The organism is Micromonospora sp. NPDC023633 (genome assembly GCF_040640035.1).
Lineage (GTDB): Bacteria > Actinomycetota > Actinomycetes > Mycobacteriales > Micromonosporaceae > Micromonospora.
The window spans coordinates 1-23617 of sequence record NZ_JBFABB010000059.1 but is presented as its reverse complement, the minus strand read 5'-3'; the positions used below and the strand labels follow the sequence as shown (position 1 = coordinate 23617).

Here is a 23617-nt window from a genome sequence, read left to right as displayed (position 1 = left end):
GCCGTCCGGCGTCACAGCATCCTGCGCCGCTTCAGGTAGGCGACCAGGTCGTCGTAGACGCCGCCCTCGTTGGCGAACATCGCCACGTTGCGGGCGGTGGCCATCCACGGCTTCGTCGACGGCCGGACCTCCTTGACGGCCCGCTCCAGGTCCCGGTGCTCGATCATCCGCACCTCGCCGCTGCGCACCGAGTCGGCCATCGCGAACTCGGCGGCCGTCTCGCAGAGGTGGGCCAGGTCGGCGCCCGAGTAGTCCTCGGTGGCCGCCACGATCTTCCGTAGGTCGATCCCCGCGATCGGCCGCTCCCGCAGGTGGTACTCCAGGATGGACCGGCGCGCCTCGGCGTCCGGCGGCAGCACCAGCACCACCCGGTCCAGCCGCCCGGGCCGGCGCAGCGCCGGGTCGACGTCCCACGGGGTGTTGGTGGCGGCCAGCACGAAGACCCCCTCGTTGCTGCCCTCCATCCCGTCCAGCTCCGCCAGCAGCTGGTTGCCCAGCGTCCGCATCGAGCTGGAGCCGACCTGCGAGCGCTTGTGCCCCAGCGCGTCGACCTCGTCGAGGAAGAGCACGCAGGGCGCGTTGCGGCGGGCCGCCTGGAACAGCTCGTGCAGGTTCCGCTCCGAGTTGCCCATCCACATGTCCAGCACGTCCACGATGGAGAGCGAGATGAACTTCGCGCCCATCTCCCCGGCGACCGCCCGGGCCAGGAACGTCTTGCCGCAGCCGGGCGGGCCGTAGAGCATCAGGCCGCCACGCAGGCTCTTGCCGTACATCTTGCGCAGTTCCGGGTTGCGCAGCGGGCCGAGGAAGGCCAGTTCCAACCGTTCCTTGACCGCCGACATGCCGCCCACGTCGGCCAGCCGGATGCCGGAGGTCTCCACGTCGTACACCCGGTCGGAGTGGCCGGCCACCGGCTCCGGCTCGTCGTCGGCGCGGGCGAACCGCGGCGGCACGACGTCGGCCAGTTCCCGCTCGTAGGCCGCGAGGGGGTCCTGGTCGGCGGTCGCGGCGGGACCGTCGGGCCCGGCCGGCGCGGGCCGCTGCGCCGGCGGTCGCGGACCCGCCGGGGGCGGCGGCGGTACGGAGCCACCGAGCGCCCGCTGCATCAACGCCTGCGCCTGGGCGTTTCCCGGATCCCGGGCGAGCGCCTGCCCGACCTGCGCGATCGCCTCCCCGGCCCGGCCGGCGTCGAGCAGCAGCGCGGCGAGGTGCAGCCGCAGCGGCAGGTCGTCGGGGCGGGCGTCCAGGGCCGCCGACAGGGACTCGATGAGGGGATCAGCGCTCATAGGACGTGCAGCGTAGTGGGCGCCCGGTGCCGTCACCGCCCCGGATTCCTGCTGCGCACGGGATCGGGCCGGCCGGGCCGCGGTGGCCGGCCCGGCGCGGCGGTCACCGCATCGACCGACGGTCATCGCGGCCGTACGGGTGGTTACGCAACGTATATCCTTTGTGACCGATTGCTGCCGTCGCTCGGCTCTCCCCGGGTATCGGCATCCCGCCCCCGCCACGCACAGTAAGGTCAACCGCGTGAGCGCCACGACCGGAGCAGTCGCGTACGAAGAGGTGACGCAGTGACCACCCCAGGCAGGACCCGCGTGGCGATCGTCTTCGGCGGCCGCAGCCCGGAGCACGGCATCTCCTGCGTCAGCGCCGGCAGCGTGCTCGGCGCCCTCGACCCGGACGAGTTCGAGGTGGTGCCGGTGGGCATCACCCGGGCCGGCCAGTGGGTGCTGACCGACGGCGACCCCGGCCGGTTGGCGATCGACGCGCGCCGGCTGCCGGAGATCACCGCCGAGTCCGGCACCGACATCGTGCTGCGCGCCGACCCGACCGGCAACGGGCTCATGGTGCTCGACCCCACCGAGGGTCCCCGGGCGCTCGCCGACGTCGACGTGGTCTTCCCCGTGCTGCACGGCGCCTACGGCGAGGACGGCACCATCCAGGGCATGCTGGAGATGGCCGGCATCCCGTACGTCGGGGCGAACGTCTTCGCCTCCGCCGCCGCCATGGACAAGGAGTTCACCAAGAAGCTCTGCGCCGTCGAGGGCATCCCGGTGGGCCCGTACGCGGTGCTGCGCAACGGGATGACGTTGAGCGAGGCGGACAAGGAGCGCCTCGGCCTGCCGGTGTTCGTGAAGCCGTCCCGGGCCGGTTCGTCGTTCGGCATCAGCAAGGTCGACGACTGGGCGGCCCTGGACGCGGCGGTCGCCACCGCCCGCCAGATCGACCCGAAGGTGCTCGTCGAGGGCGCGATCGTCGGCCGCGAGATCGAGTGTGGCGTGCTGGAGGGCGAGGCCGGCGGCGTGCCGGAGGCGTCGGTGCTCGCCGAGGTCCGGGTGGTCGGGGACTACGACTTCTACGACTTCGAGGCGAAGTACATCGACTCCGAGTCCGCCTGCGAGTACGACATCCCCGCCGGCCTGCCGGAGCGGGTGACCCGCCAGGTCCAGGAGTACGCCGTCCGCGCCTTCACCGCGCTCGACTGCGCCGGGCTGGCCCGGGTCGACTTCTTCGTCACCCCGGAGCTGGACGTCTACCTCAACGAGATCAACACGATGCCGGGCTTCACCCCGACGTCGATGTTCCCGCGGATGTGGGCGGCCTCCGGGCTGGAGTACCCGAAGCTGGTCCACCGCCTCATCCGCACCGCCCTGCACCGCGGCGTCGGCCTGCACTGACGAGTCGAGGAAGGGCCCCTCCGCCGTGCGGAAGGGCCCTTCTGCCGCTCACGCCCGGCGGGGCCGGGGGAGCGTCGGTCAGTTCCGGCAGCCGCTGGGGGCGTCGCCGCCGGAGGGCACCGAGGCCACGATGGTGTCCGAGACGGGAGCGACCCACTGCAACGCCTGCCCGTAGGAGCGGGGCACGCGGACCGTGACGGCGGTCTCCCGGTCCAGCGTGGTGAGCACGGTGGCGTCGGCCTGCTCGGTGGCGTACCAGCAGACCCGGTTGACCGTCCAGACGTCCTCCGTCTCGCCGACGGCCGGCTCCGCGCCGCCGCAGGCGACGGTGAGCGCCGGGTCGCCGTACGCGGCGTTCTGCTCCGGGCCGGCCGTGACCGGGCGCTGCGGGAGGTCGTTGACCGTGGGCGGCAGCTGGGAGAGCAGGGCCCGGCAGACCGTGGCGGGCCGCTCGGCCAGCGCCGGCGCGGCCATCTCGACCGGGGCGGTGGACTGCGGGCCGGCGGTGGTGGCGGTCGCGCTCGGCGTGGCGGCCGGCTCGGCCCGCTCGTCGGGGGAGAGTTGGGCGAACGCGAGGCCGCCCACCAGCAGGGTGACCGGCAGCGCGACCAGCGTCGCGATCAGCGCGGCGCCACGGGTCGTCCGGTCGGCGGCCGGCCGGTCGGGGGCGGCCTCGTCCGGCTGGGCGGAATCGGTCACGGGAGAGTCAGTGATCTTGTCCACTTACAGGCGCACCACCGAACACGTGAGGGTGCGGGTGATGCCGGGCACCATCTGCACCTTGCTGACAATGAGTTTGCCGAGCTCGTCGACGGTGTTCGCCTCGGTGAGCACGACCACGTCGTACGGCCCGGTGACGGCGTCGACGCGTACCACGCCGGCAAGCTCCGAGATGAGACCGGCCACGTCACGCGCCCGGCCGACCTCGGTCTGGATGAGGATGTACGCCTGTACCACGACTCGACCTCCGTCCGTCGCCGCCTGCGGAGCGGCCCGAAGGGAGAAAGTACCTTACGGACCAGGTCTGATCCCTATCGGTGGTCAAGGAGAAGCGGTGAGCGAGCACGGCGGAGGGCCGGCATGAGTGTCGCGGGGGTCGGCGAGTTCGGCCTGATCGATCGGGTGACCGCCCGGTTGTCGTACGGATCGACCGTTCTGCTCGGTCCCGGGGACGACGCGGCGGTGGTGGCCGCCCCGGACGCCCGGGTCGTGGCCTCGACCGACGTGCTGGTGGAGGGGCGGCACTTCCGGCGGGACTGGTCCGGCGCGCGTGACGTCGGCCACCGGGCGGCGGCGGCGAACCTGGCCGACATCGCCGCGATGGGGGCGCAGCCGACCGCACTGCTGGTCGCGCTCTGCATGCCGCCGGAGCTGGAGCCCGGGTGGGCCGAGGAACTCGCCGACGGGCTGGCCGCCGAGGCGGCGAAGGTAGGCGCGAGCGTGGTGGGCGGGGACATGTCGGCCAGCCCGACGCTGACGATCGCGGTCACCGCCCTCGGCGATCTCGGCGGCCGGCCGCCGGTGACGCGCTCCGGCGCGCGGCCCGGGGACGTGCTGGCCCTGGCCGGCCGCACCGGGTACGCGGCGGCCGGACTGACCGTGCTCTCCCGGGGCTTCCGCACGCCCCGGCTGCTGGTGGAGGCGTACCGGCGGCCCGAGGTGCCCTATCCGGCGGGGCCGCACGCCGCCCGGCTCGGCGCCACCGCCATGATCGACGTGTCGGACGGGCTGCTCGCCGACCTCGGGCACGTGGCGAAGGCCAGCGGGGTCGCCGTGGACGTGCGCCGGGACGCCTTCGAGGTGCCCCGGCAGATGCGGGACGCCGCCCAGGCGCTCGGCGTCGACCCGTACTCCTGGCTCCTCGCCGGGGGCGACGACCACGCGCTGGCCGCGACCTTCCCGTCGGCGGTGGCGCTGCCACCCGACTGGCGGCCGATCGGGCGGGTCACGGAGGGCTCGGGCGTCACGGTCGACGGGCAGCCGTACGACGGACCCGCTGGCTGGGACCACTTCCGGTAAGGGCCGATCAGCGTCGTACCCTTTACTCCGTGAGTGAGATCGAGATTCGGGCCGAGCGTTTCGACTCGCCGGTGGCGCAGCGGCTGATCCGCGCCGCACTGGCCGACCTCGGCGCCCGGTACGGCGGCAGCGGCGACGAGACCCCGGTCGACCCGGGCGAGTTCGAGCCGCCCGCCGGGGCCTTCCTCGTCGCCCTCCTCGGTGGCGAGCCGGTGGGCTGCGGCGGTTGGCGCAGCCACGGTGACGCGGGTGACACCGCCGAGCTGAAGCGGATGTACACCGCGCCGGAGGCCCGGGGCCGGGGCGTGGCCCGGGCGGTGCTGGCGGCGGTGGAGCGCTCGGCCCGGGAGCACGGGCGCAAGCGGATCGTCCTGGAGTGCGGCGACAAGCAGCCCGAGGCGATCGCCTTGTACACGGCGGCCGGCTACGACCGGATCCCGAACTTCGGCTACTACCGGGACGCCCCGGGCTGCATCTCCTTCGGCCGCACGCTCTGATCCGTCCCGCGCCGGGGGCCCGTCCGGGCTCCCGGCGCGGCCCACCCCGCTCGCGCCGCGTGCGGACGGGCGTCGGGCGGCCCACCGCCGGGACGACGGCCGCTCACCTCGGTGCTCGGGCCGGTCGCCGACCACGGGAGCGAGACGCGGACGGCGTCGCCCGGACACGACAGAGCCGGCGGACCGTGTCGGCCCGCCGGCAATGGCGAGTGTGAGGGGTGGGGCCTACCGCGTCAGGCGCGGGTGACCTTGCCAGCCTTGATGCAGGAGGTGCAGACCTGCATCTTCTTGGTGTTGCCGCCACCGGCCGGGGTACGCACCGACTGGATGTTCGGGTTCCAGCGGCGGTTGGTCCGCCGGTGCGAGTGGGACACGTTGTGGCCGAAGCCCGGTCCCTTGCCACAGACGTCGCACACGCTAGCCACGGGATACTCCTGGGATTGAAACGTTCATGAGGTCGCCGCCAGGCGCTGCCCGGGCAACCTGGCCAGGTTACCCGATGACCCGGGGACCCGACCAACCGGCCCCGGAGGCCGGCCCGGGTGGGGGCCGGCGCCGCGCGCCGCGGGCACGCTCGCCCGCGGTCCGCATCGTCCCCGCGTCGTCGCCGCGCGGAGGGACACGCCACGAGGATAGTCGGTGCGCGCGGGTGCCGGACACGCCGTGGGAGTCCCGTCGACCCCGGCGCGTGTCGGTGCGCGCCAGTAGGCTTCTCGCCGTGCTGGACACCCTCGACGCCGCCGCGGTCCGCCGCTGGTGCGCGGGTGGGCTGGTCGCGCTGAAGCGCCACCAGGGCGAGATCGACGACCTCAACGTCTACCCGGTGCCCGACGGCGACACCGGCACCAACATGGTGCTCACCCTCACCTCCGCCCAGCAGGCGCTCGCGATGGACCTCGGCACTCTCCCGGAGGACGGGCCCACCGCGCACGCGCACGCGTTGCGGCTGATGGCCCGGGGCGCGCTGCTGGGCGCGCGGGGCAACTCGGGGGTGATCCTGTCGCAGATCCTGCGCGGCTTCGCCGACGCCGTCGCCGCCGTGCCCGTCGTGCGGGGGCGCGAGCTGGCCGCCGCCCTGCGCGACGGCACCGCCGCCGCCTACGCCGCGGTCGCCCGCCCGGTCGAGGGCACGCTGCTCAGCGTCGTCGCCGCGGCGGCGCACGCCGCCGAGCGGGCCGACAGCGACGACCTGCGTGCGGTGGCCCGGGCGGCGGCGGGCGGGGCGGCGCACGCGTTGGCGCGCACCCCCGAGCAGCTCCCGGCGCTGGCGCGGGCCGGCGTGGTGGACGCCGGCGGCCGGGGCCTGTGCCTGCTGCTCGACGCCCTGGTCGAGGTCGTGACCGGCGAGAGCCCGCAACGGCCCGCGCCCGCGCCGCGCCCGGTCCGCCCGCCGGCTACCGCCGTCCGCGAGACCGGTTCCGAGGAGTACGCGTACGAGGTGCAGTTCCTGCTCGACGCCGGGCCGGAGGCGGTGGCCCGGCTGCGGGTCGAGCTGGCCGCCCTGGGCGACTCGCTGGTGGTCGTCGGCGACGGCAGTGCCGGTACGGGCACCTGGAACGTGCACGTGCACGTCAACGACGTGGGCGCGGCGATCGAGGCGGGCGTGGTGGCCGGCCGGCCGCACCGCATCTCGGTGACCCGCTTCGCCGACCAGGCCGCCCCGGTGCCGCCCGCCGCGGCGGCCGACGGGCGGGCCGCCGTGGTGGTGGCCGCCGGCGCGGGCATCGCCGGGCTGTTCGCCGGCGAGGGCGCGACGGTGGTGCCGGGCAACCCGTCGATCGGCGAGCTGGTGGACGCGATCCGCGCCACCGGGGCGGCCCGCGTGGTGGTGCTGCCCAACGACCCCGACACGCAGGCGGTGGCGAGCGCCGCCGCCCGGGAGGCGCACGCGCTCGGCGTCAAGGTCAGCGTGGTGCCGACCCGCTCGCCGGTGCAGGCGCTGGCCGCCCTCGCGGTGCGCGACCCCGCCCGGCGCTTCGAGGACGACGTGATCGCGATGGCCGAGGCGGCCGGCGCCTGCCGCTACGCCGAGGTCTGCTACGCCCGCCGCGACGCGTTGACCGTCGCCGGCCCCTGCCGCCCGGGCGACGTGCTGGCGCTGGTCGAGGGGGAGGTGCACCTGATCGGGTCCGACCTGACCGACACCTGCGCCGCCGTGGTCGACCGGATGCTCGGCGGCGGCGGCGAGCTGGTGACGTTGCTCTCGGGGGCGGACGCCCCCGACGGGCTGACCGACGCGGTCCGTGCGCACGTCGGGCGGCGCTGGCCGTTCGTCGAGGTGCAGGCGTACCCGGGCGGGCAGCCGCACTATCCGCTCCTGGTGGGGGTCGAATGACGTCCGAGCCGTCCACGCTGGACACGCCGCTGAAGAAGCTGGTCGGTGAGAAGACCGCGAAGGCCCTCGCCGGTCACCTCGACCTGCACACGGCCGGCGATCTGATCTACCACTTCCCGCGTCGCTACGACGAGCGCGGCGAGCACACCGACATCCGCTCGCTCGACGTCGGCGAGCAGGTCACCGTGCTGGCCCAGGTGCAGCGCACCGCCGTGCGCCCGATGCGCCAGCGCCGGGGCAACCTGCTGGAGGTCACCGTCGGCGACGGCTCGGGCGGCACCCTGACGCTGACCTTCTTCGGCAACCAGGCCTGGCGGGAGCGGGAGCTGCGCCCCGGCCGGTGGGGCCTGTTCGCCGGCAAGGTCACCGAGTTCCGGGGCAAGCGGCAGCTCAACGGCCCGGAGTACGTCCTGCTCGGCGAGGGCGGCGACGGCGAGGCGGCGGCCAGCGAGGAGATCGAGGAGTTCGCGGGCGCGCTGATCCCGGTCTACCCGGCCGCCGCCGCGGTGCCCACCTGGGTGATCGCCCGCTGCGTCCGGGTGGTGCTGGACACCTTCACCGCGCCGGAGGACCCGCTGCCCGCCGCCCTGCGCGCGAGCCGCAACCTGGGCGGCATCGGCACGGCGCTGCGCGAGATCCACCGGCCGTCCAGCAAGGAGGCGCTCTACCGGGCCCGACGGCGGCTCAAGTGGGACGAGGCGTTCGCCGTGCAGCTCACCCTGGTGCAGCGCAAGCACCGGGCCGCCGCGTGGCCGGCCCGGCCCCGCCCGGCGAAGCCCGGCGGCCTGCTCGACGCCTTCGACGCCCGGCTGCCCTACGAGCTGACGCCCGGCCAGCGCGACGTGGGGGTGGAGATCGCGGCGGACCTCGCCACGGCCCACCCGATGCACCGGCTGCTGCAGGGCGAGGTCGGCTCCGGCAAGACGGTGGTCGCGCTGCGCGCGATGCTCCAGGTGGTCGACGCGGGCGGGCAGGCCGCGCTGCTGGCCCCGACCGAGGTGCTGGCCGCGCAGCACCACCGGGGCATCCTCGACCTGCTCGGTCCGCTCGGGCGGGCCGGTGAGCTGGGCGCGGCCGACGACGCCACCAGGGTCGAGCTGGTCACCGGCTCGCTGGGCGCGGCGGCCCGCCGGCGCGCGCTGGCCGAGGTCGCCAGCGGCGCCGCCGGCATCGTGCTCGGCACCCACGCCCTGCTGTACGAGGGCGTCGATTTCGCCGACCTCGGCCTGGTGGTGGTCGACGAGCAGCACCGCTTCGGCGTCGAGCAGCGGGACGCGCTGCGTGCCAAGGCCGAGCAGCCGCCGCACGTGCTGGTGATGACGGCCACCCCGATCCCGCGCACGGTGGCGATGACCGTCTACGGCGACCTGGAGACCTCCACCCTCTCCCAGCTGCCGCAGGGCCGATCGCCGATCGCCTCGCACGTGGTCCCGGCCGCCGAGAAGCCGGCCTTCCTGGACCGGGCCTGGCGCCGGGTGCGCGAGGAGGTGGCTGCCGGGCACCAGGCGTACGTCGTCTGCCCACGGATCGGCGAGGGCCCGGCGAGCGAGGAGGAGCCGCCGCCGGAGGACGACAACGGGCGGCGCCCGCCGATGGCGGTCACCGAGGTGGCGCCGCTGCTCGCCGAGGGGCCACTGCACGGCCTGCGCATCGGCGTGCTGCACGGCCGGCTGCCGGCCGACGAGAAGGACGCGGTGATGCGGTCCTTCGCCGCCGGCGACCTCGACGTGCTGGTCGCCACGACCGTGGTCGAGGTCGGCGTCAACGTGCCGAACGCGACGGTGATGATCGTGCTCGACGCCGACCGGTTCGGCGTCTCCCAGCTGCACCAGCTGCGTGGCCGGGTCGGGCGGGGTTCGGCCCCGGGGCTCTGCCTGCTGGTGACCGAGGCGCTGGAGGGGACGCCCGCGCGGGAGCGGCTCGACGCGGTGGCCTCCACGACCGACGGGTTCAAGCTCGCCGAGCTGGACCTGGAGCAGCGCCGGGAGGGCGACGTGCTGGGCGCCACCCAGTCGGGACGCCGTTCGCACCTGCGGCTGCTCTCGCTGCTGCGCGACGCCGACCTGATCCGCGACGCCCGGGCCGAGGCGATCGCCCTGGTCGATGAGGACCCGGAGCTGGCCCGGCATCCGGCGCTGGCCGCTTCGGTGGCCGCCCTGGTCGACGAGGAACGCGCGGAATACCTGGAGAAGGGCTGACGCCGGCCGGGCGTCCGAGGTGCCCGCGCCGACGCCCGGCCGCGGTCCACAAGGGTCGTGAGCGGGTGGCTCTCCGGCCGGGCGTCGGCCCGCTGGCCCCGCAACGGGTGAGGGCGCGCCGACGACATGGTCGGCGCGCCCCTCACGGGTCAGCTCGGTCCGGCTCAGGCGGTGAAGCGCACCCGACGCCGGCGGGCGACGACGAACAGCACCGCGTCCAGGGCGACCGCGCCGGCGAGATCATCGATATACGGTGGGTGGTCGCCCGGGTCGATGGGAGGCACGCACCGTGTCGACGCCGGCCACCTCCGCGTCGCGTAGCGTCGTGCGCATGAGCAGGAGGAGACGGTGACCCGGATCGTGGCCGGGACCCTCGGCGGGCGCCGGATCGCCGCGCCGCCCGGGGCGGGCACCCGGCCCACGTCGGACCGGGTCCGCGAGGCGCTGTTCAGCGCCGTGCAGGCCGAGGTGGACCTGGCCGGCGCCCGCTTCGCCGACCTCTACGCCGGGTCCGGCGCGGTCGGCCTGGAGGCCCTCTCCCGGGGCGCCGCGCACGTGCTGCTGGTGGAGTCCGACCCCCGGGCGGCCCGGGTGATCAGGGAGAACGTGGCGACGCTGCGCGCCGCCCCGGCCGCCCGGCTGGTCACCGGCAGGGTCGCCACGGTGCTGGCGGCCGGCCCGGACGGCGACCCGTACGACGTGGTCTTCGCCGACCCGCCCTACGCGGTGCCGGACGCGGAGATCACCGCGATGGTCGCCGCGCTGGTCGACGGCGGCTGGCTGGCCCCGGACGCACTGGTGGTGGTGGAGCGGTCCAGTCGCACCGGCCCGGTCGGGTGGGTGGAGGGCGTCACCGGCGAGCGCAGTCGCAGGTACGGCGAGACGACCCTTTGGTACGGTCGCCGATCATGAGACGTGCGGTGTGTCCCGGCTCGTTCGATCCGGTCACCAACGGGCACCTCGACATCGTCGGCCGGGCGAGCCGGCTGTTCGACGAGGTGATCGTGGGCGTGCTGGTCAACCAGTCGAAGAGCGGCCTGTTCACCGTCGAGGAGCGGATCGACATGCTCCGCGAGGTGACCGCCTCCTACGACAACGTCCGGGTGGAGTCGTTCCGCGGCCTGCTGGTCGACTTCTGCCGGGCCCAGCAGGCGAGCGTGCTGATCAAGGGCCTGCGGGCGGTCAGCGACTTCGACTACGAGTTGCAGATGGCGCAGATGAACATCGGCCTGGCCGGCGTCGAGACCCTGTTCATGCCGACCAACCCGCTCTACTCGTTCCTCTCCTCCAGCCTGGTCAAGGACGTGGCGAAGTGGGGCGGCGACATCTCCGCCCACGTGCCCGACCGGGTCCGCGAGGAGCTGAGCGCCCGCCTCGCCCCGCCGCCGCGCGACTGACCGCCCCGACCACCCGCTCCACCCACCCCGCCGGTCCCGTGCCCGGCGGGGACCGCGCCGTGCCGCGACGCGCCGGGGCGGGGGGAGCGGCGCGGCGTGGTCGGGGCGCGACATGATGTGTGCAGCGGGAAACCGGCCGTAGCCCGCATCATGTAGATCGGCCCGACGAACGACAGGAGTGAGGTACCGGTGGACCCGCTCGATCGCATCGACGAACTGATCGCCATGGTGGAGCAGGCCCGCTCCGTCCCGATGTCGCGCAACAACTGCATGGTCGACCGGGGCGAGTTCATCGCGGTCCTCGACGAGCTGCGCGCCGAACTCCCCGCCGACCTGCGCCGGGCCGCCGCGCTGCTGGAGGAGCGGGACAAGATCATGGAGGCCGGCAAGCGCGAGGCCGACCGGATCATCAGCGAGGGTGAGGCGGAACACGCCCGGCTGGTCTCGGTGAACGAGATCACGGTCTCCGCCGAGCACGAGGGCGCGCGGATCATCGCGGAGGCCCGCGCCGAGGCGCAGCGCCTGCGCGAGGAGGTCGACGACTACGTCGACACCGCCCTGGCCAACTTCGAGCAGTTCCTCACCCGGGCGCTGGCCTCGATAGAGCGCGGCCGGGACAAGATGCACGCGCTGCGCGAGATCGGCACCTTCGGTGGGGAGGAGGCGGAACGCCCGCTACCCTTCTGAGCGGCACCTCACCAGCCGGCAGACGGGGCGGGCGTCGCCCCCGGTTCGACGGTCCGGCGGTCGCCCAGGTAACCTTTTTTGTCGGCCTCTCACCGGCCGGAGTCTGACTATGCCCAAACACACGCCATCGACACTCGACCCCAGGTCGCCGCTGGTCCTCGACACGAGGGAGCTGCCGCGCCGACCTGGTGCGTTGCGTACGGTCAAGCGGGTGGTGCCGGCACCGGCGGACCTCGGCGGCGAGATGATCGCCGTGCCGGAGGGCGCGGACCTCGACCTCGACCTGAGGTTGGAGTCGGTGTCCGAGGGCGTGCTCGTCTCGGGGACCGTCAGCGGTACCGTCCGGGGCGAGTGCGGTCGCTGCCTACGCGAGATCGACGACTCGCTGGCCGTGCGGATCCAGGAGCTGTACGCGTACGAGAACAGCACCACGGACACCACGACCGACGAGGACGAGGTGGGCCGGATGCAGGGCGATCTGATCGACCTGGAGCCGGCGCTGCGGGACGCGGTGGTACTCACGCTGCCGACCAACCCGCTCTGCCGGGAGGACTGCCCAGGACTGTGCCCCGAATGCGGGGTGCACTGGGACGATCTGCCGGCCGACCACAGTCACGAGCAGATCGACCCGCGTTGGGCGGGCCTGTCGCAACTGAACCGTAAAGAGGAGTAGGAACCGTGGCCGTCCCCAAGCGCAAGATGTCGCGCAGCAACACCCGCGCCCGCCGGGCGAACTGGAAGGCGACCGTGGTCGCGACCGTGGCCTGCCCCCAGTGCAAGTCGGCGAAGCTGCCCCACGCCGCCTGCTCCGTCTGCGGCACCTACAACGGCCGCCAGGTTCTCGAGGTCTGACCTGGACGCCGAGTGACGCCCCCGACACCTGGTCGGGCGGCGCGCGCACCCTGGCACTCGCCCGGTGCCCCGGCTCCCTCCGACGCCGGCCGGCCTGTTCCGGCCGGCGTTCCGGTGGAGCCGGGCACCGCGCGGATCGCCGTTGACCTCCTCGGCGGGGACGACGCTCCCGCCGTCGTGGTTGACGGCGCTCTGCGAGCCGTGCGCGCCGACCCGGACCTGCACCTGCTGCTCGTCGGCCCCGCCGAGGCCGCCGGCGAGGTGATCCGCGCCCTCGACCCGGCGCAGCGCGCCCGGGTCACCGTACGGCCGGTCCGCGCCGCCGTCAGCATGGCCGACCACCCCGTGGCCGCCCGCGCCGACAGCACCGTCCGCGCCGCCGTGCACGCCGTCCGCGACGGCGTCGCCGACGCGCTCGTCTCCGCCGGGTCGACCGGCGCCACCGTCACCGCCGTCGCGCTCGGCCTCGGCCGCTGGCCGGACGTGCGCCGTCCCGCGCTGGTCGCCACCCTGCCGGCCGTCGCCGGTCCGGTGGTCCTGCTGGACGTCGGCGGCTCGCTGGAGCCGCGCCCGGCCACCCTGGCCCGCCACGCCGTGCTCGGCGCCGCCTACGCGGCGGTGGCGCACGCCGTCGCCGCGCCCCGGGTGGGGCTGCTGTCGGTGGGCACCGAGGCGGGCAAGGGCGACCGCGCCCGCCGGGTCGCCGATCCCGTCCTCGCCGCCGCGTCGCTGCCCTGCGACGGCCGCTACGTCGGCCTCGTCGAGGGGTACGACGTCGCCCTCGGCGCGCGCGCCGATGTGGTGGTCACCGACGGGTTCACCGGTAACGTGCTGCTCAAGGCGATCGAGGGCGCGTACGCGATGGCCGGCGGGCCCCCGTCCGGCGGCGGCGCACCCCGGGCGGCAGCCCTGCTCGGGGTTGCCGGGACGGTGGTCGTCTGCCACGGCGCCGCCCGGGCCGAGGACGTCGCCGCGGGCATCGCGCTGGCCGCCCATCTCTGGCGGCGTCGCGCCACCGACCAGGTCCGCGCGTTGCTCGACGGCGCCGATGTGAGCGTCCGCGAGGAAAGCACCGATCGCACCACCGACACCGAGGTACCCACATCATGAGCAACGACAAGCGGCGGCGGGCGTCCGTCGGTCACCTGGAAGCCGCGTTCGGCGTAAGCCTGGATCCGGAGCTGCTGGAGCGCGCGCTGACCCACCGCTCGTACGCGTACGAGAACGGCGGTCTGCCCACCAACGAGCGGTTGGAGTTCCTGGGCGACTCGGTGCTCGGCGTGGTGATCACCACCGCGCTCTTCCACAACCACCCCGACCTGCCCGAGGGGCAGCTGGCCAAGCTGCGGGCCAGCGTGGTCAACATGCGCGCCCTCGCCGACGTGGCCCGGGGCCTCGGCCCCGACGGGCTCGGCGCCTACCTGCTGCTCGGCAAGGGGGAGGAGACCACCGGCGGCCGGGACAAGGCGAGCATCCTCGCCGACACCCTGGAGGCGCTGCTCGGCGCGATCTACCTCCAGTACGGGCTGGACACCGCGGCCATCGTCATCCACCGGCTGTTCGACCCGCTGATGGCCGAGTCGGCCGGCCGGGGCGCGGCCCTGGACTGGAAGACCAGCCTCCAGGAACTGACGGCGGCGCTCGGGCTCGGCGTCCCCGAGTACCGCATCGAGGGCACCGGGCCGGACCACCTCAAGACGTTCACCGCCTGGGTGGTCGTCGCCGGCAACCGCTACGGCGGGGCCGACGGGCGGAGCAAGAAGGAGGCCGAGCAGCGGGCCGCCGAGGCGGCCTGGCGGACGCTGACCGAGCAGGCGGAGCGGGAGCCGGCCGGCGCGGGCGACCCAATGGCCGAGGACGAGACGGCCGAGGCCGCCGAGGCGGGCCTGGGCCGTGCCTGAACTGCCCGAGGTCGAGACGGTCCGGCAGGGGCTGGCCCGGTGGGTCACCGGCCGGCGGATCTCCTCCGTCGAGGTGCGCCACCCCCGCGCGGTACGCCGGCACACGCCCGGCGGCGGGCACTTCGCCGACGTGCTGGCCGGCCGGGCGGTGCTGGACGTGCGCCGGCGCGGCAAGTACCTGTGGCTGCCGCTGGACAGCGGCGACGCCGTGATCGGGCACCTGGGCATGTCGGGCCAGCTGCTGGTGCAGCCGACCGACGCCCCCGACGAGACGCACCTGCGGGTCCGGTTCCGGTTCACCGACGAGGGTCCCGAGCTGCGTTTCGTCGACCAGCGCACGTTCGGCGGCCTGTCGGTCTCCGCCGGGGGCGCCGAGCTGCCGGCGGAGATCGCGCACATCGCGCGGGACCCGATGGACCCGCAGTTCTCCGACGCGGCGTTCGGCGCCGCGCTGCGCCGGCGGCGTACCGAGGTCAAGCGGGCGTTGCTGGACCAGACGCTGATCTCCGGCGTGGGCAACATCTACGCCGACGAGGCGCTGTGGCGGGCGAGGCTGCACGGCACCCGCCCCACCGACGCGTTGACCGGCCCGGCCGCGCTGCGGCTGCTGGGTCACGTCCGGGACGTCCTCGGCGAGGCGATCAAGGCCGGCGGCACCAGCTTCGACGCCCTCTACGTCAACGTCAACGGGGAGAGCGGCTACTTCGACCGGGCGCTGAACGTCTACGGCCGGGAGGGGCTGCCGTGCCACCGGTGCGGCGCGCCCATCCGTCGCGAGGCGTTCATGAACCGTTCGTCGTACTCCTGCCCACGCTGTCAGCCCCGCCCCCGGGGGTCCCTTCGGGGATGACCCCGAGCGGTTTCCGGGTCACCGACGGCGCGTCGGCCCGGCCCCTCCGGGAAGGTTCCCCCTGAACCGCCCGTTCCGGCCCGCCTCGCCCGGCCGGGGGCGCGCCTTCGGCCCGCGTACGGGTTCCGGGCCCGGCCAGGGCCGTTCCCTGATGCTCCCGGGCCCGTTGCGTCCATAGCGTCGACCCCGTCGGCAGGGGATGACGTGACGAGGGGACCCGCGATGGGGGCAGGACCGGTGACGGTGCGGTTGGCACGGTGGAGCGCGGAGCATCCGTGGCGGGCCATCGCGCTCTGGGTGGTGTTCGTGGCGGTCTGCTTCGTCGGGGGAAGCGCCGCGGGCCTCAAGGAGGCGACCGGCGCCGACCAGGCCGTCGGCGAGTCGGGCCGGGCGGGGCTGATCGTGGCGGCCGGCAACTTCGACGACCCGGCGGTCGAGAACGTCCTGATCACCTCGCGCGGGGGCGCGCTCGATCCCGCCGCCGCGAGGGCCGCCGCCGACGACGCGGCGGCCCGGCTGCGGGCGGTGACCGGGGTGGCCTCGGTCGGCGAGCCGGTGACGGCCCGCGACGGCTCCGCGCTGCTGCTGCCGATCACGATGTCGGGTGACCCGCAGACCGCCTCCGACCGGGTGCAGCCGCTGCGGGACGCCACCGCCGAGGTGCAGGACGGGCACCCGCGGCTGCGGGTCGAGCAGGTCGGCGGGCCGTCGATCAACCAGGCGCTGGACGACACGCTCGGCGACGACTTCAAGCGGGCCGAGCTGCTCAGCCTCCCGGTGACCCTGGCCATCCTGATCATCGCGTTCGGGGCGCTGATCGCCGCCGGCGTGCCGGTGCTGCTGGCGCTCTCCTCGGTCGCCGCGGCCATGGGGCTGTCCACCCTCGCCTCGCACCTGGTGCCGGCGACCGACACCACCGCCAGCGTGATCCTGCTGATCGGCATGGCGGTCGGGGTCGACTACTCGCTGTTCTACGTGCGGCGCGAGCGGGAGGAACGGGCGAAGGGCCGCTCCGGCCTGGACGCGGTGGAGATCGCCGCGGAGACCTCCGGGCACGCCGTTGTGGTCTCCGGCCTCGCCGTGATGATCTCGATGGGCGGGCTGCTGCTCGCCGACGACGCCGTCTTCTCCTCCCTCGCGGTGGGCTCGATCCTGGTGGTCGCGGTCGCGGTGATCGGCTCGCTGACCGTGCTGCCCGCCCTGCTGGCCAAGCTCGGCCGCTGGGTCGACCGGCCCCGGGTGCCGCTGCTGTGGCGGCTCACCGCCCCGCGTACCGGGCGGCACGGCGGGCAGGCGTCGCCCCGGTTCTGGCCGGCCGTGCTGAGGCCCGCGCTGCGGGCGCCGGTGGCCACCCTGGTGATCTCGGTCGGGCTGCTGCTCGCCCTGGCCACGCCCGCGCTGGGCATGAAGATGAAGTTCCCCGGCATGGAGGACCTGCCCCGCAGCACGCCAGCCATGCAGGCGTACGACCGGCTCACGGCGGCGTTCCCGAGCAACGGCACCAGCCACACCGTCGCGGTCCGGGCGCCGGCCGGCGAGGCGGACCGGGTCGAGGCGGCGCTGACCGCGCTGGCCGGCCGCGCGTCGGCCGACCCGCTCTTCGCGCCGACCGAGGCGACCGGCCCGAGGATCGAGGTGTCCGCCGACCGGCGGGTGTCGGTGCTGGAGGTCGCCACCCCGCACACCAGCCGCACCGACGAGGCGGTCCGCTCGCTGGACCGGCTGCGCGACGACCTGGTCCCGGCCGCGCTGGGCGGGATCCCCGGCGTCGAGTACGCGGTGGGCGGCGACATCGCCGACAGCGAGGACTACTCCCGGCACATCCGCGACAAGCTGCCGATCGTCGTGGGCTTCGTGCTGCTGCTGACGTTCCTGGTGATGGTCCTGACGTTCCGCTCGGTGGTGATCGCGCTCAGCTCCATCGCGCTCAACCTGCTCTCCGCCGGCGCCGCGTACGGGTTGCTGGTGCTGGTCTTCCAGGGCGACTGGGCCGAGGGGCTGCTCGGCTTCACCTCGATGGGCGCGATCGTCACCTGGCTGCCGCTCTTCCTCTTCGTGGTGCTCTTCGGGCTGTCGATGGACTACCACGTCTTCGTGGTCAGCCGGATCCGCGAGGGCGTCCGGGCCGGCATGTCCAACCGGGACGCGGTGGCGTACGGCATCACCTCGTCGGCCGGCGTGGTGACCAGCGCGGCGATCGTGATGGTCGGCGTCTTCTCGATCTTCGCCACCCTGAGCACGATCGACATGAAGCAGCTCGGCGTCGGCCTGGCGGCGGCGATCCTGCTGGACGCCACGATCATCCGCGCGGTGGTGCTGCCGGCGCTGATGACGATGCTCGGGGACGCGAACTGGTGGGCGCCCCGGTTCCTGCGCGCCCGGCCGGCCCCGGCGCCCACCGAGCCGCCGGCGGCCACCCCGGAGCTGGTCGGCTCCCGCTGACGACCCGCCCGGGGCGGGGGCCGGGCCGCACGCGCGGTCCGGCCCCCCCGCCTGCATGCAGGTGCCGAGGGTGCCGCCGGTCCGGCCCCGCCCGCAGAAAGGTTGCCGATGGTCCGGCCCGCGCCCGCGGGGAGGGGCCGGTGGTGGCGTCAGGACACCGGGCAGGGGAGCCGCCACGCGTCGAGCTCGCGCTCCTTGCGGATCGAGGAGAGGCCGTAGCCCACCGTGGTGACGCAGAAGTCCGTCGTCGAGCCGGCGTACTCCACGTGGAACACCGGCTTGCCCGCCTCGACGAACGGCAGCAGCCGGGCGCACTGGTCCAGCCGCACGCACTCCTCGTTGACCGCGAAGTCGAAGTCCGGGGCCAGGGCCGCCACCTGCCCCAGGTCGTTGATCAGGCCGGGGGAGAGGCTCAGCGAGCGGGCCAGCTCCGCCAGCCGGCGGTTGAACCGCAGTTGGTCGTCGAAGCCGAGCGGGAAGCCGGAGCGGTGTGCGTACCCGTCGGCGTCGGCCAGCGCGACCGCCCCGAAGCCCTTGCCCCGACAGAGCCGGAACCGGTCGGCCAGCACCGGACGCAGCGCGTCCCACTGCCGCACGTCGAGCCAGCGGCTCTGCGGCCGCCGGGACACGGCGCCCCGCACGGCGGCCGGGAACCGGTCCGTGTCCGGGTCGGTCGCCCGGACGGAGCCGACGTGCACCTGGCAGACCAGCCGGCGGTCCCGGGAGCGCAGCTCGGCGGTCTGCGCGGCGGTGGTGGCGACCGGGTCGAGGAGGAAGACGTCGGCGTCGACGGCCGGGTCGAGCACGCCGCTGAGCTGCCACTGCCACTGCCACCGGCCCGCCGACGCCACCGGCCAGGTGGTCGGGGCGCCCGGCGCGGAGAGGTCCATCCGGCAGGCGGCGACCGCGCTCAGCAGCGCGAGCGCGACGCAGGCCGGCAGGACCCCGCGCAGGCCCCGCCCCACGGCGCGCGTACGCGGCCGGATCCGCATCGGCAGCTCCCGGGTCGCGGGCGGCCGCACACCGCCCGGTGCGGGTACGCCGCGTCGGCGTACCTCACCCGGTCAAACGAGCACGGACCCGGCCACGACTCGCGTTCAGCGCGGCGCGGCGAAGATCTGCGTCCAGTACGGCCCGTTGCTGCTGGCGACGCCGACGCCGATCTCGGTGAAGGCACAGTTCAGGATGTTGGCCCGGTGGCCGGGGCTGTTCATCCAGGCGTCCATGACCGCGGCCGGCGTCTGCTGGTTCCAGGCGACGTTCTCGCCGTAGGTGCGCCAGGCGTAGCCGACCCGGTCCAGCCGGTCCCCGGCATCGCTGCCGTCACTGCCCGTGTGCGACATGTTCCGGTGGTCGGCCTGGTCCTGGCTGTGCCGCTGGGCCGCCGTCGTCAGCTTGTCGTCGATGCCCAGCGCGCCGCAGCCGGCCTTGGCGCGCTCGGCGTTGACCAGGTCGACGACCTGGCGGGTCTGGCTGCTGGTCCCGCTGCCGACCGGGGCCTTCGTGCCGCCGGCCGGCGCCGTGCTCCGCTCGGCGCTGCGCCGCGAGGCCGCGGTGGTACGCGACGGCGCCGGCGTCGGCCTGGTGGTCTTCGTGGCCGACGGGGTGGGCCTGGCGGTGGTCGGCGCGGCGCTCGGCGTGGCGCTCGGGGTGGGCGGGGCCAGCGCGTCGCCGGGTGCCGATTCGGTGCCCGGCAGCGCCGGTGCGGCGGCGATCGTGTCGTCGACGGCGGCCCGATCGGTCGCCGTGCCGGCGCCGGTCAGCGTGACCGCGCCGACACCGAGGCTCACGACCAGCGTGGCGGCCGCGGCGACGCCACCGATCAGCACCGGGCGGGAGAACCGGCGGCGGGGGCGGTGGCGGCCCTCGGCGGTGGCCGGCGTCGCCCCGGTCGGGGCGGCACGGAGCGCGGCGAGGTCGACGGGGGCGGTCGGGTCGTCGACCGGCCAGGCACCGGCGGTCCGGTCCCCGGCGGGGGCAGGCTCCGCCCGGTACGGCCCGTCCGTCGGGCTGTCGGCCCCGGCGCCCCAGCGGTCGCCCGCCTCGGCCTGCCAGCGGTCACCGGGTCCGGCCTGCCAGCGGTCGCCCGCCTCGGCCTGCCAGCGGTCGTCCGGCTCGGGTCGCCAGGTCGCGGTCGGGTCGGTGGACTGCGGCTGCCAGGTCCCGGTCGGCCCGGCGGGCTCGGGCTGCCAGCGCGCGGTCGGCTGATCGCGGTGCCACTCGTCGGCGGGCTGCTCCGGGTCGTCCCCGAACAGGTAGGCCGACCTCGGCTCCGGACGGTCGGTCAGCCAGGCCGGCGGCTCCTCGCCCGGCGGCTGCTCGTGACGTCGGGGCGCGCCGTCCGGGTCGTTCGGGTCGGTCCAGCCGTACACGCCTCTGCCTCCAAGGGGTCGCTTGCGGGGGCCGGGGTGACGCTACGTGGCGGTCGTGAACTGCGGCAACGTGGCTAAGGAAGAGTTAAGGGGAAGCCGGACGGCAGGGTGGCGACTTCCCGGGATCCGGGGCGTAGAGTCAAGGTGTCCGGACAGAGTGTGTCCGCGCCTTGTGGCAGCCCCCGGCAAGTGGACAGGTCGACGTGGAAATGATCTACGGCCTGCGAGAACTTGACTAAGGAGGGGGTGTCGGCTCAATATGTAGGTGTCGCCAGTCGCGCCCGGTCATGCCCAGAATCGTCTGGGATGACAGCCGCGTACACATTTGGGCGCGCGTTGGCCGGCCCTTCCGGCAGCGCATATCAAGGAGTCAACATGGCTAAGGCCCTGTACGGCCACGTAGGTGCGGCGCCCGATCGGCGTCTGCTCGACGAGGTCACCCGACTGCGTGCCACGGTTCGGGCTCTGGAGTTCGAGATCACGCGGTTGCGTGCCGAGAACGATCGGCTCGCGGCGGCTGCGGCGGAAGCAGATGACCTGCTCCGTCTGGCCGAGCCCGCGCTGACCTGATCTCCGGATCGGAAAACTGAATCGCACCACGCAAAAAGAGCGCGCCGACACTTTCCGTGCCGGCGCGCAGCTCTGTCCGCGCCCTTTTCGCCGGCGCCAATTCCTGATCTTGTGCGGCCCGCCGGAACGCGTATCGGGCGGCTCCCCCGACGGAGGGGCCCGGGGGTGGGCCGGCGGGTGGGGCGGCCCGTGCCACCCCGGGCGGTCGCCAGGCGGGTCGCGTGTCCGGCGGTTCCCGGTCCCGGGTTAGTCTGCGGGTCAACCCAGGTCCGCGCAGCCGGCGACGGTACGGCGACCACCGGACGAGGATCGAGACGGTGCATCTCAAGAGCCTGACGGTGAAGGGCTTCAAGTCCTTCGCCTCCGCGACGACGCTGAAGCTGGAGCCGGGGATCACCTGCGTGGTCGGCCCGAACGGCTCCGGCAAGTCCAACGTCGTCGACGCCATCGCCTGGGTGCTCGGCGAGCAGGGCGCCAAGGCGCTGCGCGGCGGCAAGATGGAGGACGTCATCTTCGCCGGCACCGCCGGCCGGGCCCCGCTGGGCCGGGCCGAGGTGACACTCACGATCGACAACACCGACGGCGCGCTGCCGATCGAGTACACCGAGGTGTCGATCACCCGCCGGATGTTCCGCTCCGGCGAGAGCGAGTACGAGATCAACGGCGACTCCTGCCGGCTGCTCGACATCCAGGAGCTGCTGTCGGACTCCGGCATCGGCCGGGAGATGCACATCATCGTCGGCCAGGGGCGGCTCGACGGGATGCTGCACGCCAAGCCGGAGGACCGGCGGTCGTTCATCGAGGAGGCGGCCGGCGTCCTCAAGCACCGCAAGCGCAAGGAGAAGGCGCTGCGGAAGCTCGACGCGATGCAGACCAACCTCAACCGGCTGACCGACCTCACCGCCGAGCTGCGCCGCCAGCTCAAGCCGCTGGGCCGGCAGGCGGAGGTGGCCCGCCGCGCCGCCGCCATCCAGGCCAACCTGCGCGACGCCCGGCTGCGGCTGCTCGCCGACGACCTGGCCACCCTGCGGGCCACCCTCGACCGGGAGATCGCCGACGAGACCGCGGTGCGGGAGCGGCGCGAGCAGGTCGAGGCCGAGCACACCGAGGTGCAGGCGCGGCTGGGCGAGCTGGAGGCGGCCCTCGCCGAGGACGCGCCGCTGCTGGCCGCCGCCCAGGACACCTGGTACAAGCTCTCCGCCCTCTCCGAGCGGTTCCGCTCCATCGAGCAGCTCGCCCGGGAACGGCTGCGGCACCTCAGCGCCACTCCGGATGACGAGCGCCCCGGTCGCGACCCCGACCAGCTGGAGGCCGAGGCCGAGCGGATCCGCGAGCAGGAGGAGGAGCTGCGCGGGGCGCTCACCGACGACCAGATCCGGCTGGCCGAGGCCGTCGAGCACCGCCAGGAGCTGGAACGGCAGCTCGCCGCCGCCGAACGCGAGCTGGTCGCCGCGGCCAAGGCGATCGCCGACCGGCGGGAGGGGCTGGCCCGGCTGACCGGCCAGGTCAACTCCGCCCGCGCCCGGACCACCAGCGCCGGCGAGGAGATCGAACGGCTCGCCACCGCGCACGCCGACGCGCTGGCCCGGGCCGACCAGGCCCAGGCCGAGCTCGACGCGGTCGCCGAGCAGTCCACCGAGGCGGACCGGGACAACGCCGACCTCGACGCCCGGCACGCCGAGGCGGTCGCCGCCCAGGAGCGGGCGCAGGCCACCGTGCGGTCGCTGACGGACGCCGAACGCGCGGCGGAGAAGGACGCCGCCACCTGGAAGGCCCGGGAGGAGGCGCTCGCCCTCGGCCTGCGCCGCAAGGACGGCGCAGGCGCGCTGCTGGCCCGCGCCGACGAGGTCCCCGGCCTGCTGGGCAGCCTGGCCGGGCTGCTCACCGTCGCCCCCGGGCAGGAGGCCGCACTCGCCGCCGCGCTCGGCGGGCTCGCCGACGCGGTCGCGGTCAGCGGCGTCGACGAGGCGGTCGAGGCCATGCGGCTGCTGAAGATCTCCGACGCGGGCCGCGCCGGCCTGCTGGTCGGTAGCCCCGCCGGGCCGGGCATGGACGCCCCGGTCGACGCGCTGCGGCCGAAGCTGCCCGACGGCGCCCGCTGGGCGCCCGACCTGGTGGAGTGCTCCCCGCAGATCCGTCCGGCGGTGCACCGGGCGCTGCGTGACGTGGTGCTGGTCGACGACCTCGCCGCGGCGGCCGAGGTGGTCGCCGGCAACCCGGAGCTGCGCGCGGTCACCCCGGACGGGGACGTGGTCGGCGCGTACGCGGCGGCCGGCGGGTCGGCCAAGGCGCCCAGCTTCATCGAGGTGCAGGCCGCCGTCGAGGAGGCCCGGTCGAACCGGCTCGCCGCCGAGCGCACCGGCGCGGAGCTGCGCGAGCAGCTCGTCGACGCCCGCGCCGAGGTGGCCGCCGCCAAGGAGACGGTGCAGCACGCCGCCGCCGCCAAGCGGGAGGCGGAGAGCCACCGCAACGCCGCCGCCCGCCGGCTGGCCGAGCTGGGCGCGGCGGCCCGCTCGGCGAAGGCGGAGACCGACCGGCTCGGCGAGTCCCGGGCCCGCGCGGAGGCGGCCCGGGAGCGGGACCTGCTCACCCTGGCCGAGCTGGAGGAGCGGCTGCGGCTGGCCGAGGAGACCCCGGTCGACGCGGAACCCTCCACCGAGGAACGCGACCAGCTCGCCGCGATGGTGCCGCAGGCGCGGCAGAACGAGATGGAGGTGCGGCTCGCGATGCCCTTCTCGGCGGTCTCGATCAGGTAGAGCCGCTGACTGTCGTTGACCGAGTAGGAGAAGCCGCCGACCTCGCCGATGGCCTCGGTGCAG

General features: G+C 74.8%; 21 protein-coding genes and 1 pseudogene. 16 read left to right on the top strand and 6 right to left on the bottom strand.

Translation table 11 applies throughout. From position 1 onward, the window contains the following. Positions 1 to 11: 11 nt before the first annotated feature. Positions 12 to 1286, bottom strand: coding sequence for an ATP-binding protein (locus tag AB0G13_RS19500; protein WP_357876024.1), 1275 nt, complete (start codon positions 1284 to 1286; stop codon positions 12 to 14). A 285-nt stretch (positions 1287 to 1571) separates the two neighbouring features. Here AB0G13_RS19500 and AB0G13_RS19495 point away from each other — a divergent pair, with 285 nt between their 5' ends. Beyond that, complete coding sequence (locus AB0G13_RS19495; protein ID WP_357876022.1) at positions 1572 to 2678, top strand: D-alanine--D-alanine ligase family protein; 1107 nt, start codon at positions 1572 to 1574, stop codon at positions 2676 to 2678. Between the two features lie 78 nt (positions 2679 to 2756). Here the strand turns inward: AB0G13_RS19495 and AB0G13_RS19490 are convergent, their stop codons facing one another. Both AB0G13_RS19490 and AB0G13_RS19485 read right to left on the bottom strand, forming a co-directional pair. After that, positions 2757 to 3401, bottom strand: coding sequence for a DUF3515 family protein (locus AB0G13_RS19490; protein ID WP_357876020.1), 645 nt, complete (start codon positions 3399 to 3401; stop codon positions 2757 to 2759). After that, on the bottom strand, positions 3402 to 3635 hold the full coding sequence (locus AB0G13_RS19485) for an Lrp/AsnC ligand binding domain-containing protein (protein ID WP_101414554.1): 234 nt from the start codon (positions 3633 to 3635) through the stop codon (positions 3402 to 3404). A gap of 123 nt (positions 3636 to 3758) precedes the next feature. Here AB0G13_RS19485 and AB0G13_RS19480 point away from each other — a divergent pair, with 123 nt between their 5' ends. Continuing rightward, on the top strand, positions 3759 to 4697 hold the full coding sequence (locus AB0G13_RS19480; protein ID WP_357876017.1) for a thiamine-phosphate kinase: 939 nt from the start codon (positions 3759 to 3761) through the stop codon (positions 4695 to 4697). A gap of 29 nt (positions 4698 to 4726) precedes the next feature. Further along, positions 4727 to 5194, top strand: coding sequence for a GNAT family N-acetyltransferase (locus tag AB0G13_RS19475; protein WP_357876015.1), 468 nt, complete (start codon positions 4727 to 4729; stop codon positions 5192 to 5194). A 233-nt stretch (positions 5195 to 5427) separates the two neighbouring features. Here AB0G13_RS19475 and rpmB read toward each other — a convergent pair whose 3' ends face one another. Next, entirely contained in the window at positions 5428 to 5619 is a 192-nt protein-coding gene (rpmB, locus tag AB0G13_RS19470) for a 50S ribosomal protein L28 (RefSeq protein ID WP_088963534.1), read from the bottom strand. 293 nt (positions 5620 to 5912) lie between these two features. Here rpmB and AB0G13_RS19465 point away from each other — a divergent pair, with 293 nt between their 5' ends. From AB0G13_RS19465 to AB0G13_RS19415, 11 genes are all read left to right on the top strand, one after another. Next, positions 5913 to 7529 carry a DAK2 domain-containing protein gene (locus AB0G13_RS19465; RefSeq protein WP_357876013.1) on the top strand — a complete coding sequence of 539 codons (1617 nt, stop codon included), beginning with the start codon at positions 5913 to 5915 and terminating at the stop codon, positions 7527 to 7529. After that, a complete protein-coding gene (recG, locus tag AB0G13_RS19460; protein WP_357876011.1) occupies positions 7526 to 9727 on the top strand; it encodes an ATP-dependent DNA helicase RecG in 2202 nt (733 codons plus the stop codon). Before AB0G13_RS19465 ends, recG begins: the two co-directional genes overlap by 4 nt. A 348-nt stretch (positions 9728 to 10075) precedes the next feature. Continuing rightward, positions 10076 to 10639, top strand: coding sequence for a 16S rRNA (guanine(966)-N(2))-methyltransferase RsmD (gene rsmD / locus AB0G13_RS19455; RefSeq protein WP_357876009.1), 564 nt, complete (start codon positions 10076 to 10078; stop codon positions 10637 to 10639). Then, the gene (coaD, locus tag AB0G13_RS19450; protein ID WP_357876007.1) at positions 10636 to 11124 is read left to right on the top strand and encodes a pantetheine-phosphate adenylyltransferase; all 489 of its coding nucleotides are present in this window, start codon (positions 10636 to 10638) and stop codon (positions 11122 to 11124) included. The genes rsmD and coaD overlap by 4 nt, the downstream gene beginning before the upstream one ends. A gap of 189 nt (positions 11125 to 11313) precedes the next feature. Beyond that, positions 11314 to 11811: a hypothetical protein gene (locus AB0G13_RS19445; protein ID WP_357876005.1), complete on the top strand. Its 498-nt coding sequence runs from the start codon at positions 11314 to 11316 to the stop codon at positions 11809 to 11811. A 109-nt stretch (positions 11812 to 11920) separates the two neighbouring features. Continuing rightward, positions 11921 to 12484 carry a YceD family protein gene (locus tag AB0G13_RS19440; RefSeq protein ID WP_357876003.1) on the top strand — a complete coding sequence of 188 codons (564 nt, stop codon included), beginning with the start codon at positions 11921 to 11923 and terminating at the stop codon, positions 12482 to 12484. Between the two features lie 5 nt (positions 12485 to 12489). Further along, entirely contained in the window at positions 12490 to 12663 is a 174-nt protein-coding gene (gene rpmF / locus AB0G13_RS19435; RefSeq protein ID WP_018786309.1) for a 50S ribosomal protein L32, read from the top strand. Between the two features lie 114 nt (positions 12664 to 12777). Further along, positions 12778 to 13773: a phosphate acyltransferase PlsX gene (locus AB0G13_RS19430; RefSeq protein WP_357876001.1), complete on the top strand. Its 996-nt coding sequence runs from the start codon at positions 12778 to 12780 to the stop codon at positions 13771 to 13773. Then, a complete protein-coding gene (gene rnc, locus AB0G13_RS19425; protein ID WP_357875999.1) occupies positions 13770 to 14564 on the top strand; it encodes a ribonuclease III in 795 nt (264 codons plus the stop codon). The genes AB0G13_RS19430 and rnc overlap by 4 nt, the downstream gene beginning before the upstream one ends. Then, positions 14557 to 15414 (top strand): bifunctional DNA-formamidopyrimidine glycosylase/DNA-(apurinic or apyrimidinic site) lyase, encoded by an 858-nt coding sequence (gene mutM, locus AB0G13_RS19420; RefSeq protein ID WP_357875997.1) that lies wholly within the window; start codon positions 14557 to 14559, stop codon positions 15412 to 15414. Before rnc ends, mutM begins: the two co-directional genes overlap by 8 nt. A 222-nt stretch (positions 15415 to 15636) precedes the next feature. Beyond that, on the top strand, positions 15637 to 17856 hold the full coding sequence (locus AB0G13_RS19415; RefSeq protein WP_357875995.1) for an MMPL family transporter: 2220 nt from the start codon (positions 15637 to 15639) through the stop codon (positions 17854 to 17856). Positions 17857 to 18005: 149 nt separating this feature from the next. On the opposite strand, the gene AB0G13_RS19410 is transcribed toward AB0G13_RS19415, so the two are convergent. Continuing rightward, a complete protein-coding gene (locus tag AB0G13_RS19410; RefSeq protein ID WP_357875993.1) occupies positions 18006 to 18848 on the bottom strand; it encodes an endo alpha-1,4 polygalactosaminidase in 843 nt (280 codons plus the stop codon). A 105-nt stretch (positions 18849 to 18953) separates the two neighbouring features. Continuing rightward, positions 18954 to 20228 carry a CAP domain-containing protein gene (locus AB0G13_RS19405; protein WP_357875991.1) on the bottom strand — a complete coding sequence of 425 codons (1275 nt, stop codon included), beginning with the start codon at positions 20226 to 20228 and terminating at the stop codon, positions 18954 to 18956. Positions 20229 to 20603: 375 nt separating this feature from the next. On the opposite strand from AB0G13_RS19405, the gene AB0G13_RS19400 reads away from it, so the two are divergent. Both AB0G13_RS19400 and smc read left to right on the top strand, forming a co-directional pair. Beyond that, positions 20604 to 20798, top strand: coding sequence for a hypothetical protein (locus AB0G13_RS19400; protein WP_091096806.1), 195 nt, complete (start codon positions 20604 to 20606; stop codon positions 20796 to 20798). 317 nt (positions 20799 to 21115) lie between these two features. Beyond that, positions 21116 to 23527, top strand: a pseudogene (gene smc, locus AB0G13_RS19395) (chromosome segregation protein SMC); the annotation flags it as partial. Positions 23528 to 23617 lie beyond the last annotated feature (90 nt).

Excerpts from the sequence above, each read along its gene's own strand:
- AB0G13_RS19480 (WP_357876017.1), top strand. The coding sequence starts at position 3,759 with ATGAGTGTCGCGGGGGTCGGCGAGTTCGGCCTGATCGATCGGGTGACC.
- AB0G13_RS19400 (WP_091096806.1), top strand. The coding sequence starts at position 20,604 with ATGGCTAAGGCCCTGTACGGCCACGTAGGTGCGGCGCCCGATCGGCGT.
- AB0G13_RS19500 (WP_357876024.1), bottom strand. The coding sequence starts at position 1,286 with ATGAGCGCTGATCCCCTCATCGAGTCCCTGTCGGCGGCCCTGGACGCC.
- rnc (WP_357875999.1), top strand. The coding sequence starts at position 13,770 with ATGAGCAACGACAAGCGGCGGCGGGCGTCCGTCGGTCACCTGGAAGCC.
- coaD (WP_357876007.1), top strand. The coding sequence starts at position 10,636 with ATGAGACGTGCGGTGTGTCCCGGCTCGTTCGATCCGGTCACCAACGGG.
- AB0G13_RS19440 (WP_357876003.1), top strand. The coding sequence starts at position 11,921 with ATGCCCAAACACACGCCATCGACACTCGACCCCAGGTCGCCGCTGGTC.
- recG (WP_357876011.1), top strand. The coding sequence starts at position 7,526 with ATGACGTCCGAGCCGTCCACGCTGGACACGCCGCTGAAGAAGCTGGTC.
- AB0G13_RS19415 (WP_357875995.1), top strand. The coding sequence starts at position 15,637 with ATGGGGGCAGGACCGGTGACGGTGCGGTTGGCACGGTGGAGCGCGGAG.
- AB0G13_RS19410 (WP_357875993.1), bottom strand. The coding sequence starts at position 18,848 with ATGCGGATCCGGCCGCGTACGCGCGCCGTGGGGCGGGGCCTGCGCGGG.